Annotated in this window: 21 protein-coding genes; 10 read left to right on the forward strand and 11 right to left on the reverse strand. The window is 59.6% G+C overall.

Annotated elements, in window-relative coordinates; translation table 11 throughout:
• Together L8I05_RS27440 and L8I05_RS27445 are read left to right on the forward strand one after the other, a co-directional pair.
• Positions 1 to 773, forward strand: a 773-nt coding sequence (locus tag L8I05_RS27440) for an RHS repeat-associated core domain-containing protein (RefSeq protein ID WP_242175070.1), incomplete at its 5' end; no start/stop codon positions are given.
• Entirely contained in the window at positions 770 to 1,066 is a 297-nt protein-coding gene (locus L8I05_RS27445) for a contact-dependent growth inhibition system immunity protein (protein WP_242175072.1), read from the forward strand. The genes L8I05_RS27440 and L8I05_RS27445, both read left to right, overlap by 4 nt.
• Positions 1,067 to 1,185: 119 nt before the next feature.
• Here L8I05_RS27445 and hemB read toward each other — a convergent pair whose 3' ends face one another.
• The 3 genes from hemB to L8I05_RS27460 all read right to left on the reverse strand — a co-directional run bounded on the left by hemB (position 1,186) and on the right by L8I05_RS27460 (position 3,821).
• On the reverse strand, positions 1,186 to 2,160 hold the full coding sequence (hemB, locus tag L8I05_RS27450; protein ID WP_159955279.1) for a porphobilinogen synthase: 975 nt from the start codon (positions 2,158 to 2,160) through the stop codon (positions 1,186 to 1,188).
• 116 nt (positions 2,161 to 2,276) lie between these two features.
• Positions 2,277 to 3,119, reverse strand: a complete 843-nt coding sequence (locus tag L8I05_RS27455; protein WP_242175075.1) for a PhzF family phenazine biosynthesis protein — start codon at positions 3,117 to 3,119, stop codon at positions 2,277 to 2,279.
• 3 nt (positions 3,120 to 3,122) lie between these two features.
• Positions 3,123 to 3,821 carry a glutathione S-transferase N-terminal domain-containing protein gene (locus tag L8I05_RS27460; protein ID WP_159955275.1) on the reverse strand — a complete coding sequence of 233 codons (699 nt, stop codon included), beginning with the start codon at positions 3,819 to 3,821 and terminating at the stop codon, positions 3,123 to 3,125.
• Positions 3,822 to 4,075: 254 nt separating this feature from the next.
• On the opposite strand from L8I05_RS27460, the gene L8I05_RS27465 reads away from it, so the two are divergent.
• On the forward strand, positions 4,076 to 4,777 hold the full coding sequence (locus tag L8I05_RS27465; protein ID WP_159955273.1) for a histidine phosphatase family protein: 702 nt from the start codon (positions 4,076 to 4,078) through the stop codon (positions 4,775 to 4,777).
• Between the two features lie 47 nt (positions 4,778 to 4,824).
• A complete protein-coding gene (locus L8I05_RS27470) occupies positions 4,825 to 5,880 on the forward strand; it encodes a permease (RefSeq protein WP_242175080.1) in 1,056 nt (351 codons plus the stop codon).
• Between the two features lie 109 nt (positions 5,881 to 5,989).
• On the opposite strand, the gene mnmH is transcribed toward L8I05_RS27470, so the two are convergent.
• From mnmH to L8I05_RS27490, 4 genes are all read right to left on the reverse strand, one after another.
• Positions 5,990 to 7,084: a tRNA 2-selenouridine(34) synthase MnmH gene (gene mnmH / locus L8I05_RS27475; protein ID WP_242175081.1), complete on the reverse strand. Its 1,095-nt coding sequence runs from the start codon at positions 7,082 to 7,084 to the stop codon at positions 5,990 to 5,992.
• Positions 7,084 to 8,118, reverse strand: coding sequence for a selenide, water dikinase SelD (gene selD, locus L8I05_RS27480; RefSeq protein ID WP_159955269.1), 1,035 nt, complete (start codon positions 8,116 to 8,118; stop codon positions 7,084 to 7,086). The genes mnmH and selD overlap by 1 nt, the downstream gene beginning before the upstream one ends.
• A 94-nt stretch (positions 8,119 to 8,212) precedes the next feature.
• Entirely contained in the window at positions 8,213 to 8,962 is a 750-nt protein-coding gene (locus L8I05_RS27485; protein ID WP_071483460.1) for a TerC family protein, read from the reverse strand.
• Between the two features lie 28 nt (positions 8,963 to 8,990).
• The gene (locus L8I05_RS27490) at positions 8,991 to 9,242 is read right to left on the reverse strand and encodes a hypothetical protein (RefSeq protein ID WP_242175083.1); all 252 of its coding nucleotides are present in this window, start codon (positions 9,240 to 9,242) and stop codon (positions 8,991 to 8,993) included.
• A gap of 134 nt (positions 9,243 to 9,376) precedes the next feature.
• On the opposite strand from L8I05_RS27490, the gene nhaR reads away from it, so the two are divergent.
• Positions 9,377 to 10,279 (forward strand): transcriptional activator NhaR, encoded by a 903-nt coding sequence (nhaR, locus tag L8I05_RS27495; RefSeq protein WP_242175091.1) that lies wholly within the window; start codon positions 9,377 to 9,379, stop codon positions 10,277 to 10,279.
• Positions 10,280 to 10,283: 4 nt separating this feature from the next.
• Here nhaR and L8I05_RS27500 read toward each other — a convergent pair whose 3' ends face one another.
• Entirely contained in the window at positions 10,284 to 11,438 is a 1,155-nt protein-coding gene (locus tag L8I05_RS27500) for an MFS transporter (RefSeq protein ID WP_242175093.1), read from the reverse strand.
• Between the two features lie 240 nt (positions 11,439 to 11,678).
• On the opposite strand from L8I05_RS27500, the gene sstT reads away from it, so the two are divergent.
• Complete coding sequence (gene sstT / locus L8I05_RS27505; RefSeq protein ID WP_242175095.1) at positions 11,679 to 12,899, forward strand: serine/threonine transporter SstT; 1,221 nt, start codon at positions 11,679 to 11,681, stop codon at positions 12,897 to 12,899.
• A 67-nt stretch (positions 12,900 to 12,966) separates the two neighbouring features.
• Here the strand turns inward: sstT and L8I05_RS27510 are convergent, their stop codons facing one another.
• Positions 12,967 to 13,476 carry a DUF1993 domain-containing protein gene (locus L8I05_RS27510; RefSeq protein WP_053255427.1) on the reverse strand — a complete coding sequence of 170 codons (510 nt, stop codon included), beginning with the start codon at positions 13,474 to 13,476 and terminating at the stop codon, positions 12,967 to 12,969.
• A 116-nt stretch (positions 13,477 to 13,592) separates the two neighbouring features.
• On the opposite strand from L8I05_RS27510, the gene L8I05_RS27515 reads away from it, so the two are divergent.
• Entirely contained in the window at positions 13,593 to 14,240 is a 648-nt protein-coding gene (locus L8I05_RS27515) for a DUF480 domain-containing protein (protein WP_242175103.1), read from the forward strand.
• 133 nt (positions 14,241 to 14,373) lie between these two features.
• Here the strand turns inward: L8I05_RS27515 and L8I05_RS27520 are convergent, their stop codons facing one another.
• Entirely contained in the window at positions 14,374 to 15,192 is an 819-nt protein-coding gene (locus tag L8I05_RS27520; RefSeq protein WP_242175119.1) for a shikimate 5-dehydrogenase, read from the reverse strand.
• Positions 15,193 to 15,348: 156 nt separating this feature from the next.
• Between L8I05_RS27520 and L8I05_RS27525 the strand changes: the two genes are divergently transcribed.
• From L8I05_RS27525 to L8I05_RS27535, 3 genes are all read left to right on the forward strand, one after another.
• Positions 15,349 to 15,702: a hypothetical protein gene (locus L8I05_RS27525; protein ID WP_078741781.1), complete on the forward strand. Its 354-nt coding sequence runs from the start codon at positions 15,349 to 15,351 to the stop codon at positions 15,700 to 15,702.
• 233 nt (positions 15,703 to 15,935) lie between these two features.
• Complete coding sequence (locus L8I05_RS27530; RefSeq protein ID WP_104502410.1) at positions 15,936 to 16,130, forward strand: hypothetical protein; 195 nt, start codon at positions 15,936 to 15,938, stop codon at positions 16,128 to 16,130.
• Between the two features lie 91 nt (positions 16,131 to 16,221).
• Positions 16,222 to 16,404: a hypothetical protein gene (locus tag L8I05_RS27535; protein WP_242175121.1), complete on the forward strand. Its 183-nt coding sequence runs from the start codon at positions 16,222 to 16,224 to the stop codon at positions 16,402 to 16,404.
• Between the two features lie 3 nt (positions 16,405 to 16,407).
• Here L8I05_RS27535 and L8I05_RS27540 read toward each other — a convergent pair whose 3' ends face one another.
• Entirely contained in the window at positions 16,408 to 17,475 is a 1,068-nt protein-coding gene (locus tag L8I05_RS27540) for an AI-2E family transporter (RefSeq protein WP_242175123.1), read from the reverse strand.
• Positions 17,476 to 17,540 lie beyond the last annotated feature (65 nt).

Genomic DNA, 17,540 nt, shown 5'->3' on the forward strand with positions numbered 1-17,540 from the left:
TACTGTTGGAAGGCTTTGGTCCAAAAGACACCCAGCCCTTCCACTATCAACTCGACCATCTAGGCACACCGCAAGAACTCACCGCCCCCGAAGGCGAAATCGTCTGGTCCGCGCACTACCGCGCCTACGGCCAAATCAGCCGCCTCGACATCGAAAAAATCGACAACCCGCTGCGCTTCCAAGGCCAATACCTCGACCCGGAGAGCGGGCTGCACTACAACCGCCATCGCTACTACAATCCAGATATTGGTCGTTACCTGACGCCGGACCCGGTGAAGCTTGCGGGTGGGATCAACGCGTACCAGTACGTGCCCAATCCTACTGGGTGGGTAGATCCGCTGGGGTTGAGCTGTAAGCCTAAAAACTGTCCTGAAGGCCCGTATAGCGTAATAGTTCCTGGCGGCGGCCTGGACGCGCATGAGTCTGCTGGTGGCCACTTAATAGAAAAACACATAGGTAGAACCAATCAACAACTCGCTGAGCGCTTGCAGAAGGAGCCCCATGTTCCCACCGCGTCTACTTTTTCTGATCGGGCATCCGCCGAGTTAGCGATTTCAAAAGTACTTGCCGACAATCAGTCTAGAATAAATAACTTCCTAAAAGGAAAGGATAGCCAAACTGTCATCATCCAAAAAACTCAAGAACCCATTGGCACCAGTTTGAAAAGAGGAGCCCAAACAACAGTTCCAGGAAAAGAAATTTACCTTATCATCCGAAGAGATAAAAAAATGCCAATTGGTTATAGAATTCATACTGGATATCCAAACCCATGAATAAAGACTTTCCCGAGTTACAGCAGTTTCTAGCAGGCTACTTTAACCAAGACTGGGTAGACGAGCATAAAAACGCGAACGAGGTGATTGCAAGCTTCATATCTGAAGCATCAGAGGAAACTATAGCAAAAGTAAAGCAAGAGCTTAATACGTTAATATTAATCGACCAAACCGAACAAGAGCTTCAAGATTTTTTATTTTCTAATATCGGCTGCTACTATTACTACCCTAACGAGTGGAGAGATGGAACATCATGGCTAAAGCATGTGTATTCAGTTCTGAGTAAAGTCTGAATACCCCAAAATATCTAAGTTTTGATCAGCAGCGATGGCAGCGTGAGCCGAGTTCTTCTTAGTACATTAGAAATGTGGCGAACGAGTAGTTACGCTCGCCACAACATTACGCCCCCACTTTAGATCCCCGCCAACGCCAAATCCATCGCAAAATACGTAAAAATCAAATCCGCCCCCGCACGCTTAATCGACCCCAACGTTTCCCGCACCACCCGCGCTTCATCAATCGCGCCCGCCTGGGCACCGAATTTGATCATCGCGTACTCACCACTGACCTGATACGCCGCCACCGGCAAGCGCGAGGCTTCGCGGATGTCGCGGATAATGTCGAGGTAGGCACCGGCCGGTTTGACCATCAGCGCGTCTGCGCCTTCCTGCTCATCGAGCAGCGATTCGCGCACGGCTTCGCGGCGGTTCATTGGGTTCATCTGGTAGCTTTTGCGGTCGCCTTTAAGTGCGCTGCCGCCAGCTTCGCGGAACGGGCCGTAGAGGGCCGAGGCGAATTTTGTGGAGTAAGCCATGATCGGAATATGCGTGAAGCCGGCGTCGTCCAGGGCGCGGCGAATGGCCTGGACCTGGCCGTCCATAGCAGCAGACGGTGCGATTACGTCAGCACCGGCGCGGGCGGCGGCCACGGCTTGTTTGCCGAGGTTGACCAGGGTCGCGTCGTTGTCGACATGGGCGCCGTGCATCACGCCGCAGTGGCCGTGGTCGGTGTATTCGCAGAAGCAGGTGTCGGACATTACGATCATTTCCGGCACGGCGTCCTTGATGATCGAGGACATGCGCGAAACCAGGCCGCGCTCCTTCCAGGTGTCGCTGCCGTTGGCGTCCAGGTGGTGGGACACGCCAAAGGTCATGACCGACTTGATCCCGGCGCGGGCATAGCGCTCGATCTCACCGGCCAGTTTCTTTTCTGGAATACGCACCACGCCCGGCATGCTGGTGATCGGCACAAAGTCGTCGATTTCTTCTTCGACGAAAATCGGCAGTACCAGGTCGTTGAGGGTGAATTCGGTTTCCTGGAACAAGCCACGCAGCTCCGGGGAGCGGCGCAGGCGACGTGGGCGGGCTTGGGGGAACTGGCTGGTCATGGGTTTCCTGGATGGCAGCAGAAATAGTTGGGGCGAAAGCTTATGCCCCTTGGCCCCGGCAGTACAAACGCCAAGGGGCCAATAGTGTATTGCGCAGCCCGTAACAATTCATTGATTTAGAGCTGTACTCGCCCTTCGATACACACCGCCACCGCACCGCCGATCCAGATTTCATCGCCGTGGCGCGCCACGCGAATACGCCCGGCGCGCCCAATGGCCGAGCCCTGGCTGACCACGTAGCGCTCGGGCGCAAGGCCTTCGCGCAACAGCCACTGGGCGATGCCGGCGTTGAGGCTGCCGGTGGCCGGGTCCTCCTGGACACCGTCGCCAGCGACAAAGGCGCGCACTTCGAAGTCCGTGTCTATGGCGTCACGCGCCGGGTCACAGGGCGCGATAACGCCAATCGCCAGACCGTGCAGTTGCGAGTAATCCGGCTGTAGCCCCAACACTTGGTCGCGATCAGCGAGCATCACTGCCAGCCAATCCGCACCATTGTCGACCCATTGGCTACGCACAATGGCGTCGGGCGCCAAACCCAAACCACGGCGAACACGCTCCAGCAAGACGGCCTCAACCGCCCCAGTGCGCAACAACGGCGGCGCAATAAACGCCAACTCGTTACCTTCACGACGGACACGCACCAGGCCGATTTCGCACTCTTGAATGATCTCATCGCCTTTGGGCATACCGCCCGCCTGCAGCCAGGCATGGCAACTGCCCAGCGTCGGATGCCCGGCGAACGGAAGCTCCTTGAGCGTGGTGAAAATTCTCACCCGATAGTCAGCTCGTGCATCGCGCGGCGTCAGCAAAAACGTGGTTTCGCTGAGGTTGGTCCAGTTGGCAAAATCGGCCATTTGCTGGTCGGTAAGGCTGTCAGCACCGTGCACCACCGCCAGCGGGTTGCCCTTGAGGGCAACGCTGCTGAAGACATCCAGTTGTTTAAAATCGAAAGTTGGCATACTTCAGCTCGGAATGTTCAGGCCACGAATCACTGCTGGCCGTGCGACAAAGCCGTCCAGTGCACGCAGTACGTTGGGGAAGTCGGCAATGCCGACCAAGTCGCCGGATTCGTAGAAGCCGATCAGGTTGCGAATCCACGGGAAGGTAGCGATGTCGGCGATGCTGTAGTCGTCGCCCATGATCCAGGTGCGGCCCAGCAGGCGCTTTTCCAGCACGTCGAGCAAACGCCGGGATTCGGCGGCGTAGCGGTCACGCGGGCGTTTGTCTTCGTAGGCCTTGCCGGCAAATTTGTTGAAGAAGCCCAGTTGGCCGAACATCGGGCCGATGCCGGCCATCTGGAACATCAGCCATTGCAGGGTTTCGTAGCGGGTGGCCGGGTCTTCGGAAAGCAATTGGCTGGTTTTTTCCGCCAGGTAGATCAGGATCGCGCCGGACTCGAACAACGCCAGCGGCTGGCCGCTCGGGCCATTGGGGTCGATGATCGCGGGGATTTTGTTGTTGGGGTTCAGGGACAGGAACTCGGGCGATAGCTGGTCCTGGGTCTCGAAACTGACCTTATGCGCTTCATACGGCAGGCCCAGTTCCTCAAGCATGATCGACACTTTGACGCCGTTGGGCGTGGGCAACGAATACAGCTGCAACCGCTCCGGGTGCTGGGCGGGCCATTTGCTGTTGATCGGAAAGGCGGCAAGTGCGTTCATCGGGAAATCCCCAGGCGGAAAGCCCCCATAATAGCCACGTGCACGCCGTCCTGCATGGGTCATCATTGCGCAACATAGCCGCGCTAATCTTGCGCGCAGGCGAACCAAAGCGCCGATGTGCACTCTTAAGTGCGCCATGACGGTGAAAGGAGACACCCTGTTACAACGACACGGAAAAACCACAGGACGCTGGATGCGTCGCTGGGGCCGGGCTTGTCCGCCTTAATCCGATGCACTGAAGACTCGAACCCACAATGAGAATCAAGCCTCTGTGCCTTGCGCGACGTCTTAAACGTTATTCATACATCATGTTGCCGCTGCTCGTGGCGGGCGGCGCAATCGGCCTGAGCCTGGAATCACGCATCAGCAGCGCCGGCCCCGTGGACGGCGTGCAAACCCTGGTATTCCTGCGCCACGGCGAAAAACCTGCCGGCGGCCTCGGCCAGCTCAACTGCCAGGGCTTGAACCGCGCGATGAACCTGGCCACCGTGCTGCCGCAAAAATTCGGCAAGGCCAACTACGTGTTCGCCCCCGACCCGACGCGTAATGTCGAGGAAGGCGAAAAGGACAACTCCTACAGCTACATTCGGCCATTGATGACCATCAGCCCCAGCGCCATCAAGCTCGGCCTGCCGGTCAACATCAAGTTCTCCGCCAACGACACCAGCGACCTCGCGGACGAGCTGGTGGAAGACAAGTACCACAACGCGATCATCTACACCGCGTGGTCCCACGGCTACCTGCCGGAGCTGATCAACAAGGTCGCCAGTGAAGCCTCGGGTGAAAAACACACCATCACCGACGATTGGTCGGGCAGTGACTACGACACCCTGTATGTGCTGACGTTGACCTGGCACAACGGCAAGGCATCGCTGCTGAGCCGCAACTACAAGCAAGGCCTGGATAACGGCCAGCAAACGTGCCCGGATGCAACTCAGCCAGCTGCGGATATCTGACACAGGCGTATGATGCCCCGCTATTGAATCATCTGCGGACCTGCACCATGCCTAACCTCATCTCCACCCAGCCTAACCGGGGCTGGTCGTTCTGGTGGAAACCAGCGCTGTTCGTGCTGGTGGCCTGCATCGGCCTCTACTACGTGAAGTGGTCGCCCTACTACCTCAAGGCGTTCGTGGCAGCGGATAACCACAGCATCGGCGCCTCGATTCTCAATGATCAGCAAACCGCCCCCCTGGCGGCCGCGCTGGCCTATGCCCAAGTGTATTTCCTGGCAATCTGGAAAGCCGCCGTGCTGGCGGTGATTCTGGGTTCACTGCTGCAAGTGTTGATCCCCCGAGACTGGCTGTTACGCCTGTTTGGTCGAGCCGGGCTGGGGTCGACCCTGCGCGGTGGCCTGTTCGCCCTGCCAGGGATGATGTGCAGTTGCTGTGCGGCACCGGTGGCGGCAGGCATGCGCCGTCAGCAGGTGTCGGTGGGCGCGGCGCTGGCGTTCTGGATCGCCAACCCGGTATTGAACCCGGCAACCCTGGTGTTCATGGGTTTTGTGCTGGGCTGGGGCTTTACCGCATTGCGGCTGGTGGCAGGGATTGTGTTGGTGGTGGGCGTGTCCTTGGTGGCACAGCGAATTGCTCGGCCCGATCAGGTGCCGGAAGCCGCGCTGGATGCGGTGGCCGACGTCAGTCAAAGCGAGTCGCAGCCGTTCCTGACCCGTTGGTTGCGTACCCTGTGGCAGTTGTTCTGGAGCACGATCCCCGTATATATCCTGGCCGTGCTGGTCTTGGGGGCCGCGCGGGTCTGGCTGTTCCCCCACGTCGACGGGGCGATGGCCAACAGCCTGGTGTGGCTGGTGCCGCTGGCGATCGTCGGCACGCTGTTCGTGATTCCTACCGCCGCCGAGATCCCTATCGTACAAACCATGATGACCCTGGGCATGGGCACCGGCCCGGCTGTAGCCTTGCTGATGACCCTGCCCAGCGTGAGCCTGCCGTCGCTGTTGATGCTGCGCAAGGATTTCGATGCGCGGGTGCTGGTGACGGTGGCGGGGCTGACGATGTTGGTGGGGGTGGTGTGTGGGTTGATCGGGGCGGTGATTCTTTAGGTTACTGGTGAGGCTGAGGGCCTTATCGCAGGCAAGCCAGCTCCCACAATTTGATCGGTGAATGCCCTCAAATGTGGGAGCTGGCTTGCCTGCGATGGCACCAATAAAGTCACCCCAGCCTTTCGCGCAAGTACTCCACCACCGCGCCCTGCTCCCCCGCAAACTCGATCCGCGCGCCTTTGCTTTCACGCTGGAAAGCGTACATCGGGTCGTAATACTCACGCAGCAAGCCTTCGATCCACACGCGGTGCAAGTCTACCGCGCCGCTGCGGGCCTGTTCTGCCAGGGCGTCCTGCAGGACCGCCTGCAGCCGCTGGAAGCGTTCACCACCCAGGCGTTTGTGGATATTGGCAAGGCTCTGGGTCAGACGCTCGGCAAACAGCGCCTGGCCGTTTTCGCCGAATACCTGGACGAACTCGGCGCACAGATCCACCACGTAATCGCACAGAATTCTTTCGACGCGGCCCTCGATGCTGTCCTCCAGCCATACCATCGGGAACGTCTGCATACCCTTGTGCAGCGGCAGCGGCAACGCGCAGCTGCCGATCATGCGGCTCTCGTCCTCGACCACGAATTGCTCGATCCCCCCGGTGCGTTTTTTCAGCAGGTCCACCGCCAAGCGGTTTTCGAAGTCGATGTTTGAGGGTTGTGAGGTCGCGCGTTTGCCGAAGCTGGAACCGCGATGGTTGGCGTGGCCTTCAAGATCCAGTGCGTTGCGCAGTTGGCCGAGCACTTCGGTCTTGCCGGTGCCGGTCATGCCGCCCAACAACACGAAATCACACTCGGCTGTCGCATGCTCCAGCGTCTCCAGCAGAAAGGTGCGCATGGCCTTGTAGCCACCGCCGACGCGCGGATACTCGATGCCGGCTTCGGTCTTCAACCATTGCTGCACGATCTGCGAACGCAGCCCACCGCGAAAACAATACAAGTAACCGTCAGGGTTGGCCTTGGCGAACTGCGCCCATTGTTCGATACGCTCGGCCTTGATCGCTCCGGACACCAATTCATGCCCCAAAACGATTGCTGCCTGCTGGCCCTGCTGCTTGTAGCAGGTGCCGACCCGCTGGCGCTCGTCGTCGGTCATCAGTGGCAAGTTGATCACCCCGGGGAACGCGCCCTTGATGAACTCGATCGGCGCGCGGGTATCCATCATCGGCCGGTCGTTGAGGAAGATGTCGCGGTAGTCGGTGATGTCAGTTGCCATCAAAACACCTCTACCGCGTGGGTCTGTCGCTCAACCAGTTCGCCGATCGGCTCAAGGCTAAGGCCCAACTCTGCGGCCACCGTGTGGAATTCGGCGTCGCCCTCGGCGGTAACGGCGATCAGCAAGCCACCGCTGGTTTGCGGGTCGCACAGCACGCGCTTGTGCAGCTCTTGCAGGCGCCCGAGTTTGCTCGAATAGCTGTCGAAGTTGCGCAACGTGCCGCCGGGCATGCAGCCCTGGTCCAGGTAGTCCTCGACCCCTGGCAGGCGTGGGACTTTTTCATATTCGATGCGCGCCGTCAGCGCGCTGCCGTCAGCCATTTCCACCAGATGGCCGAGCAGGCCGAAACCGGTGACGTCGGTCATGGCGGTCACGCCGGCCAATTTGCCGAAACGGCTACCGGGTTTGTTCAGGGTGCACATCCAGTCACGCGCCAGGCCGATATCCGCCTCGCGCAATTTGCCCTTCTTTTCGGCGGTGGTGAGGATGCCGATACCCAATGGTTTGGTGAGGTACAGCTTGCACCCGGCGGTGGCGGTATCGTTACGTTTCATATGGCGCTTTTGCACGATGCCGGTCACGGCGAGGCCGAAGATCGGCTCCGGGGCGTCGATGGAGTGCCCACCCGCCAGCGGGATACCCGCGGCGTCGCACACCGAGCGGCCACCACGGATCACTTCACGGGCAATTTCCGGCGCCAGGACATTCACGGGCCAGCCCAGAATGGCGATGGCCATCAACGGGTCGCCGCCCATGGCGTAGATATCGCTGATCGCGTTGGTGGCGGCAATGCGGCCGAAGTCGAAAGGGTCATCGACAATCGGCATGAAGAAATCGGTAGTGGAGACCACCCCGCGCTCGTCGTCGATGGCGTACACGGCCGCGTCGTCGCGCGAGGCGTTGCCGACCCACAGGTTGGGGTCAAGGTTCTGTGCGCCGCTGCCGGCGAGGATCACTTCCAGCACCTGGGGTGAGATCTTGCAGCCGCAACCCGCGCCGTGGCTGTACTGGGTGAGGCGAATCGGCTCGTTCATGGTGGACCTCAAGGTAACAAGTGCGCGGATTCTATCAGACAGCAAAAAGCCGGCTGGGCTCTTGTGAGCTCAGCCGGCTTTTGCATTTGCGCTGTTACTGCCTGGCGGCGAGCAGACGCTTGTGGCGATTGCGCCGTGCGATGTTCAGGCACTCGATCACCGCCGAGAACGCCATGGCTGCATACACGTAGCCTTTTGGCACATGGGCACCGAAGCCTTCAGCGATCAGCGTCATGCCGATCATGATCAGGAAGCCCAGGGCCAGCATTACCACCGTCGGGTTGTCGTTGATGAACTTGGCCAACGGTTCAGCCGCCACCAGCATGACGATGACCGAGGTCACCACGGCAATGATCATGATCGGCAAGTGCTCGGTCATCCCCACCGCCGTAATGATGCTGTCGATGGAGAACACCAGGTCGAGCAACAGGATCTGGCCAATCGCCGCCGCGAAACCGATGGACACCACGGCGCCGGTGCTGGCTTTCTCCTCGGGCTCCGGGTCCATGCTGTGATGGATCTCGGTGGTCGCCTTCCACACCAAGAACAGGCCACCGGCGATCAGGATCATGTCTTTCCACGAAAACGCCTGGCCGAAGATTTCAAACACCGGCGCGGTCAACTGCACGATAAACGCGATGGTGCTCAACAGGCCCAGGCGCAATACCAACGCCATGCTGATACCGATGCGTCGTGCCTTGGCGCGATGCTTCTCGGGTAATTTGTTGGTGAGGATCGAGATAAAGATCAGGTTATCGATGCCCAGCACGATTTCCATGACGATCAAGGTGGCCAGTGCGACCCAGGCGGTGGGGCTGGCAGCCAGTTGTAAAAGGTAATCCATAGGTCAGTCCTGACGTTGTGCTGGGGAATTAGGCTTCTTTACTGTTCGATTCTGGTTCTTTTTCTGGCTGATCATCTTTTTTCTGCGGACTGATCAAGCCCTGTGTCGCTTCACTCAATGCCTGCTCGGCAGCCTTATGGGTGTCATCGATGGCTTGCTTGGCGGATTCGGTGGCTTTGCCCAGCACTTGCTGCGCGCTCTTTTCCACCTGATCACAGCCGCTGACCATTACCAATGAAAGCGCAAGCAACGACGCGGCGCCCAGGGAATTGAGTTTCATGATGTATTCCTCGTTAGAACCATTGGGTCCAAATAGTGGCCCCTCGATAGCGAGGCATTCTATGCAGATGAACAGTTCAGAAAAATTCGTATTTTTCTCACGTATACTTCGCTTTTTCCGAAGTGTAGGTCGCCATGCTCAATTACCGACAGCTGCATTATTTCTGGGTGGTGGCCAAGACCGGCAGCATCGTGCGCGCCTGCGAGCAACTGAACCTCACGCCGCAGACCATCAGCGGGCAGATCAGCCTGCTTGAGCAAACCTTCGGCGTTGCGCTGTTTCAGCGCGTGGGGCGTCAGCTGGAACTCACCGAGGCCGGGCGACGGGCCCTGCCCTATGCTGAGCAAATGTTCCAGACCGGCAATGAACTGGAGGCGCTGTTGCGCGCAGAGCCCAATGAACAGCAGATTCTGTTCCGGGTTGGGGTGGCGGATGTGGTACCTAAATCCATCGTCTATCGGCTGATCGCGCCGACCATGGAGCTGAGCGAACCGATCCGTATCACCTGTCGCGAGGATAAACTCGAACGTTTATTGGCCGACCTGGCGATCCAGCGCCTGGACCTGGTGATCTCCGACAGCCCCATGCCGACGCACTTGGACATCAAAGGCTACAGCCAGAAGTTGGGCGAATGCGGCATCAGCTTTTTCGCCACCCAGGCATTGGCTGACCAATACGGCGGCGATTTCCCACGCTGCCTGCAGGGCGCGCCGCTGCTGATTCCAGGCGCAGAAACGGTGGTGCGCAGCCGTTTGCAGCGCTGGTTTGCCGAGCAACAGATTCAACCGAAGATCATCGGCGAATTCGACGACAGCGCGTTGATGCAGGCGTTTGGCCAATCCGGCAGTGGCATCTTTATCGCTCCCAGCGTGATTGCCGATGAGGTGGTGCGCCAGTACGGCGTGGCGCTGATTGGCCAGACCGATGCGGTGACGGAGTCCTTCTACGCGATCTCGGTGGAGCGCAAGGTCAAGCACCCCGGCATCGTGGCGATTACCGAAGGTGCACGGCGCGAATTGTTTACCACCCTGCCCTAATCATTCAGGCGCTGGCGGCAGTCGGCTTGGCAGTCATCAGCCAAAGCGCCAGCAGGATCGACACCAGAATAAAGCCCGACGCCGCAAAGCCCAGGCTGCCCAGGCCGAGGGTGTCGATCACATGCCCGCCGACCATCGCGCCCAGGCCAATGCCCAGGTTGGCCCCGGCAATGTTCAACGACGCCGCAAACGCCGGTGCGTGAGGTGCGGCCTTCATCAACCGTACATGGCTGACCAGGAACATCGCCGCCTGGGTCACGCCCCACACCGCCATCGCCGCCGCCAGGCCGATTGTTGAGTGGATCGCCGGAACCAATGCCACCATCCCCGCGATCATGAACCCGCAAAACACCATGGAGGCGATCAACGGGTGGCGATCCACCGCGCGCCCGCCCAGGGAGTTGCCGAGCAGGCCGACCGCGCCAAACCCCATCAGGCACCAGCCCACCAGCGTGCCGTCGAACCCGGCCAGGCGCTCAAGGATGTCGGCCAGGTAGGTGTAGGCGGTAAACATGCCGCTGAACACCAGGATCGACAACAAAATATGCCCCTGCATTAGCGGGTTGCGCAGGATCTTGAACTGCGAGCGCAGTGTCACCAGGTCGTTCTTCGGTTGGGTCACCGGCAAGTAGATAAACAGCAGCAAGGCCTTGGCCAACGCCACCACGGCGAGGATGGCGAACGCAGTGCGCCAGCCGAACATGTCGGAAATCAAGGTGCCCACGGGAATGCCGAACACCGTGGCACAGACAATGCCAAAGCCAATCTTTTCGATCGCCCGACCGGCGTATTCCGGGCCGACGATATCCACCGCCGTCTCGCTGGCCAAGGCCCAGAACACCGGCAAGCCCAACGCCGGAATCAAGCGTGCGAACGCCATCACCCAAATATTCGGCGCCAATGCGGCCACGGTGTTGGCCACGCCGAACATGAGTAGGATGCTGATAAACAGGCGTTTGCGTGGGAAGCGCGCGAAGTACGCCGTCAAAAACGGGCCAAAGGCGGCCACGGTAAAGGCGAACAACGTCACCAATAGCCCCGCCTGGGAAACGCTGACATTCAGGTCCCGGGCAATAGACGGCAACAGCCCGACGATAATGAATTCTGTGGTCAGCACGGTAAAGCCGGCGGCCGACAGCAGCAGGATGGGAAACAGCATGAAAACTCCAGAAACGACGACATCAACGACAGCCCGATGGGCTCGCTGACGGATAGGAAAGGTGACAGGCGAGAATGTTAACAGAGTATGTCTGGATTTGGCCAAAGCCTACGGGCGCGGTGACGGAATGCCGCACCAACAAGGACATTTCCTACAGCATGTTAGACTTTGCGCCTGCTTCCTCCAGGGCCTCCTGCCTGCAATGCTGCGTCCCACTAAAAGAACTAGAGACAACTGTTTATGACTGCTGCCCCTTCCCTCTTCCAGCGACTGACACGCGTCAGCCTGGTCACGCAAATCCTTATCGGCTTGATCGCAGGCATTCTGCTAGCGCTGCTGTTGCCCGAAGCGGCCAAAGCCACCGGTTTTATCGGCAAGGTATTTGTCACCGCATTGAAAGCCGTCGCCCCGATTCTGGTGTTTGTGCTGGTCATGGCCTCGATCGCCAACCATAAACACGGCCAGGAAACCCATATCAAGCCGATTTTGTTCCTGTACTTGCTGGGGACATTTGCCGCCGCCGTCGTGGCGGTGGTCGCCAGTACACTGTTTCCATCGTTCCTGGTGCTGGCCACGCATGACGTCACGGTGAGTGCCCCCGGCGGCATCGGCGAGGTGCTGCAAAGCCTGCTGCTCAGCGTGGTGGACAACCCGATCAGCGCGCTGATGAATGCCAACTTTATTGGCATCCTGGCCTGGGCCATCGGCATGGGCGTCGCGATTCGCCATGCCGGTGAAACCACACGTACCGTGCTCGATGATCTGTCCAACGGGGTGACACTGATTGTGCGCGTGGTGATTCGCTTTGCGCCGCTGGGCATCTTCGGCCTGGTGGCCTCGACCCTGGCCACTTCCGGTTTCAACGCCCTGCTCGGCTACGCCCACCTGTTGGTGGTGTTGATCGGCTGCATGCTGTTCGTGGCGCTGGTGGTCAACCCGGCCATCGTGTTCTGGAAACTGCGCCGCAACCCGTATCCACTGGTGTTGATGTGCCTGCGTGAAAGCGGTATTACCGCGTTCTTCACGCGCAGTTCGGCGGCGAATATCCCGGTGAACCTGGCGCTGAGCAAACGCCTGGGCCTGCATGAAGACACCTACTCGGTGTCGATTCCACTGGGGGCGACGATCAACATGGCCGGTGCCGCGATCACCATCACCGTGCTGACCCTGGCCGCCGTGCACACCCTTGGGATCGCCGTGGACCTGCCGACCGCCGTGCTGCTCAGCGTGGTCGCGGCGGTGTGTGCGTGTGGGGCGTCGGGTGTGGCCGGCGGTTCGCTGCTGTTGATTCCCCTGGCGTGCAGCCTGTTCGGCATTCCCAGTGAGATCGCCATGCAAGTGGTGGCCGTCGGCTTCATCATTGGCGTGCTGCAGGACTCGGCGGAAACCGCGCTTAATTCGTCCACCGATGTGCTGTTTACCGCAGCGGCGTGTTTAGGCAAGGAACAGCAGCCAGCTTAAACATCAGGCGCAAAAAAGCCCGGGGCGTTCAACGAAGGACGCCCCGGGCTTTTTTGTATCTGGATGCTTAGAAAGCGCCCATGTAATCGCGCTTGCCCACTTCAACGCCGTTATGGCGCAGCAAGGCGTAAGCGGTGGTGACGTGGAAGAAGAACTGCGGCAGGCCGTAGGTCAGCAGGTAGGACTGGCCGCTGAAGCGCTTCTCTTTCGGCGTGCCTGGGCGGGTGATGATCTCGATACCTTCTTTGCCGTCGATTTGCTCAGGCTTGATGGTGTCGACAAACGCCAACACTTTGGCGATCAGGGCTTGCAGGTCGGCGAAGGTGACTTCGCTGTCTTCGTACTTCGGCACTTCGATCTCGGCCAGGCGGGCGGAAACGCCCTTGGCGAAGTCGACGGCGATCTGCACCTGGCGCACCAGTTGGAACATGTCCGGGAACAGACGCGCTTGCAACAAGGCGTTCGGCTCGATGTTCTTGGCGGTGGCGTGGGCTTCGGCTTTGTTCAGCACATCGCTCAGGGCGTTGAGCATTTGCTTGAAAACCGGGATGGAGGCGGCGTACAGGGAAATAGTCATGACAGTCTCGCGGTAATGGCAGGGTTTGGAACCAGCGGCGATTATAGACATGCCCGCCGCTTGTCTTTTATTTTTTCGGGCTTAGGCTAGTGCATTCACTGCATAGGGAAAGCGCGATGACCGCCGAGCACGACACCGAGACCCCTGAGCCGCGCCTGAACAGCACGGAAATCCGCATCCTGGGCTGCCTGATCGAAAAACAGGCGACCAACCCGGAGACGTATCCCCTGACCCTCAACGCCCTGGTGCTGGCCTGCAACCAGAAGACCAGCCGCGAACCGGTGACCAACCTCAGCCAGGGCCAGGTCGGCCAGAGCCTGCGTGCCCTCGAAGGCCAAGGCTTTACCCGCTTGGTGATGGGCAGCCGCGCCGACCGCTGGGAGCATCGCGTGGACAAGGCGCTGGAGCTGGTGCCGGCCCAGGTGATCCTGATCGGCCTGCTGTTTCTGCGCGGGCCGCAGACGGTCAATGAACTGCTGACCCGCAGCGGGCGCATGCATGATTTTGAAGATGCCGAGCAAGTCGTGCACCAGTTGGAGCGTTTGATTGCGCGCGGGCTGGCGCTGCTGGTGCCGCGTCAGGCCGGGCAGCGGGAAGACCGTTATACCCATGCGCTGGGGGACCCGGCGGATATCGAGGTGATTCTGGCGGCGCGGGGGAGTCCGGTGGAGCGTGGAACTGGGGTTTCTGCGGACCGCATTGAAGAACTGGAAGCGCGGATTGCGGCGCTGGAAGAACGCCTGGCACAACTGGAACAGGCGTAACTCGATAACAATGTGGGAGCTGGCTTGCCTGCGATGCAGACACCTCGGTTTTTCATCAGGACCGAGTTGAGGCTATCGCAGGCAAGCCAGCGCCCACAAAAGCCCGCTCCCACATTTGGATCTGCGCAGGGCGTTAATTTCGGGCGAAGGCCACTGCGGCCTGGAACTGCTCATCCGTCGGCCGCACGCCGGTGTACAGCACGAACTGCTCCAGCGCCTGGATCGCAATCACTTCCAACCCGGTAATCACCCGCTTGCATTTGGCACGCCCGCGCAAGATCAGTGGCGTTTCGGCGGGGATCGCTACCACATCAAACACCGTGTCGGCCGCATCCACCGCTTCAGCGTCAAACGCCAAGTGGTCCGCCTCGGCCCCACCGGTCATGCCGATCGGCGTCACGTTGACCAGCATCTGTGGGCGCAGGTCACCCAGCTCCGCCTGCCACTCATACCCCAGGCTTTGGGCCAACGCCCGGCCCGCCGCCTCGTTGCGCGCCACAATCACGCCATTGGCATAACCGCCGTCGCGCAAGGCACTGGCCACGGCCTTGGCCATGCCACCGCTGCCACGCAAGGCAAAGGTCGAGTCCTTGGGCACCGCGTGTTTTTTCAGCAGTTGTTCGACGGCGATGTAGTCCGTGTTGTAGGCCTTGAGGTGGCCATTGGTGTTGACGATGGTATTGAGGGACGCGATGGCCTTGACCGAGTCGTCCAGCTCATCGACCAAGGCGATGCTGGCTTCCTTGAACGGCATCGAAACACCGCAGCCGCGAACGCCCAGCGCCCGTATACCGCCGATCGCGCCGGGTAAATCCTGGCTGCTGAAGGCTTTATAGTAGAAGTTCAGACCCAGCTGTTCGTACAGATGGTTATGGAAACGCAAGCCGAAATTACCGGGGCGCGCCGACAATGACATGCACAGCTGGGTGTCCTTGTTGGGGTGCATCTGCATGGAAAACTCCTGTGAGTAAGCAATTCGGTACAGACCTTACACAACCTTTACCTATCGGCTGTGCTGTTTTTCAGAAATACGTTGTCTTAAAAGTATCCCCGCGACAATCCTTGAGTCTATTGATTGCAGACCACAAGCGCAGGGGCTAACCGAGGAATGACCATGATTCGTAAAATCCCCAAAATCGCCTTGCTGATCGGCGCACTCGCTATGGCAGGCCAAGCCTCCGCCCACGGTGGTGGTTGGGGTGGCCCGGCCATATTGGGTGGTTTGATCGGCGCAGCCGTTGTTGGCTCCGTAGTTGCCAGTCAATCCCAGCCGGTCTACGTGCAGCAACCGGTGTATGTGCAGCCGCAACCGGTGTATGCCGCGCCTCCTCCGGTCTACTACGCACCGCCGCCACCGGTGTATGTGCAGCAGCAGGTTTATTACCGCCCGGCGCCGGTCTATTACGGCCCACCGCGCGGCTATTACGGCCCTCCCCACGGCTATTACGGTCGCGGCTGGTAATGCTGAACTGACATGACAGGAACAGGCCTCGCTTACACGCGGGGCCTTTTTTTTGCCTGTAGAGTCCGGATTCATACGGCCAAGGTCGCTATGAGGACAATAGCCGAGCTGTAATCGCACATGATTAAGGCCAATGTCTACTTGCCGGGGCGATACGCGTGCTGTCATGTTTACGTCACGAAACAGACTCACTATTGACCCTGTCCACCCAATAACAACAAGGACGACCGACCATGCCCACGCAAAACCCGCACCGCACCGCTGGCCTGTGCACGTCCAGCAAGGTCTACAGCGCGCTGACCGAACTCAAGCACCTCGAAGGCCACCGCAGCGCGAAGTTCCTCTCGCTGCTGGCGGAAAACCTGGTGCGCAAAGGCCTGCTCAGTGAGCAGGAAGTGGTGCATATGCTCGATCAAGTGGTGGATTGACGCGTGGCGTTGATGTCGACTATCGAGCCAGGTGATTTTTCTTGCGCGGGTTCACCCCGTAACGTGGCCTCCATAGCAAATGGAGGTATTCATGCCCACTGTCCAGATCATGTCCGTCATCGGCAGCGCCGTCCCCGCCTCGCTTCGCGCGCATGGGTTGCTGGCCTGTTGGTACCTGGTACGCGATGGCGAGCCCATCAGCGGCCCGCTCACCTCGTTATCCGCCGCCAAAAAACAACTGCAACAAACCTCGACGTTCAGGCTGCACGCCTGATATTCAAGGCAACGGCAGCTTGACCCGTGGCTTGCTCTCCACGAACAACGCCCAGCTGGACATAAACAACGCCGCCACCAGCGGCCCGATCACAAACCCGTTCAAACCAAACACCGACAGCCCGCCCAGGGTCGAGATCAGGATCAGGTAGTCCGGCATCTTGGTGTCCTTGCCCACCAGGATCGGGCGCAGCACGTTGTCCACCAGCCCAATCACAAACACCCCGAACAGCCCCAGCACCACGCCCTGCCAGATCGAACCGCTCAACAGGAAGTAGGCGGCCACCGGCCCCCAGACGATCCCCGCGCCCACCGCCGGCAACAGCGATAGAAACGCCATCAGCACCGCCCAGAGCAACGCGCTGGGAATATCCAGAAACCAGAAAATCAAACCGCCCAACGCACCTTGGGTGACGGCCACCAGTACGTTGCCCTTGACCGTGGCCCGCACCACGCGGTTGAACTTGAGCTGCAAACGGCGCTTTTGCGGCTCGGCCAACGGCACCGCCGTGCGCACCTTGCGCACCAGCTCGGGGCCGTCGCGCAGCAGGAAATACAGCAGATACAGCATGATGAAAAAGCTCACCAGGAAATCAAACGTGCCCTGGCCAAAGCTGAACGCCTGGGTCGCGAAGAACTGGCTGCCTTGCATCGCGCTCTTGACGATCTTTTCGCGCAGGCCTTCCAGGTTGCCCATGCCGAAGCGGTCGAGCAAATGCTGGAAGTACGGCGGCAGGATGTTCTTGAACTGCTCGATATACCCCGCCACGTCCAATTTGCCGCTTTCGATGTTTTTGTAGAGCGTCGCGCCCTCTTGCACCAGCAACACGCTGGTGATGATCACCGGCAGAATCGCAATCACCAGGCACACCGTCAGGGTCGCCAGCGACGTCAGGTTGCGGTTCCAGTTGAACCGCTGTTGCAGGCGCCGCTGCATCGGGGCAAAGATAATGCCGAGGATCACCGCCCAGAACACTGCGCCGTAAAACGGCAGCAATATCCAGATAAAAGCGATGGTCACCAGGGCCAGCAGCAACAGCAGGGTTTTGAATTGCAGGTTGGTTTGATTCATGTCCGGTCCATGTCAGAAAAGCAGAGGCCCTGTGTAGGCCCTGTTGCTTAGTCCGCTGCGAAACC

Origin of the sequence: Pseudomonas sp. MONT-RG-20F-20-E-7-02 (genome assembly GCF_022662395.1) — a bacterium.
Lineage (GTDB): Bacteria > Pseudomonadota > Gammaproteobacteria > Pseudomonadales > Pseudomonadaceae > Aquipseudomonas.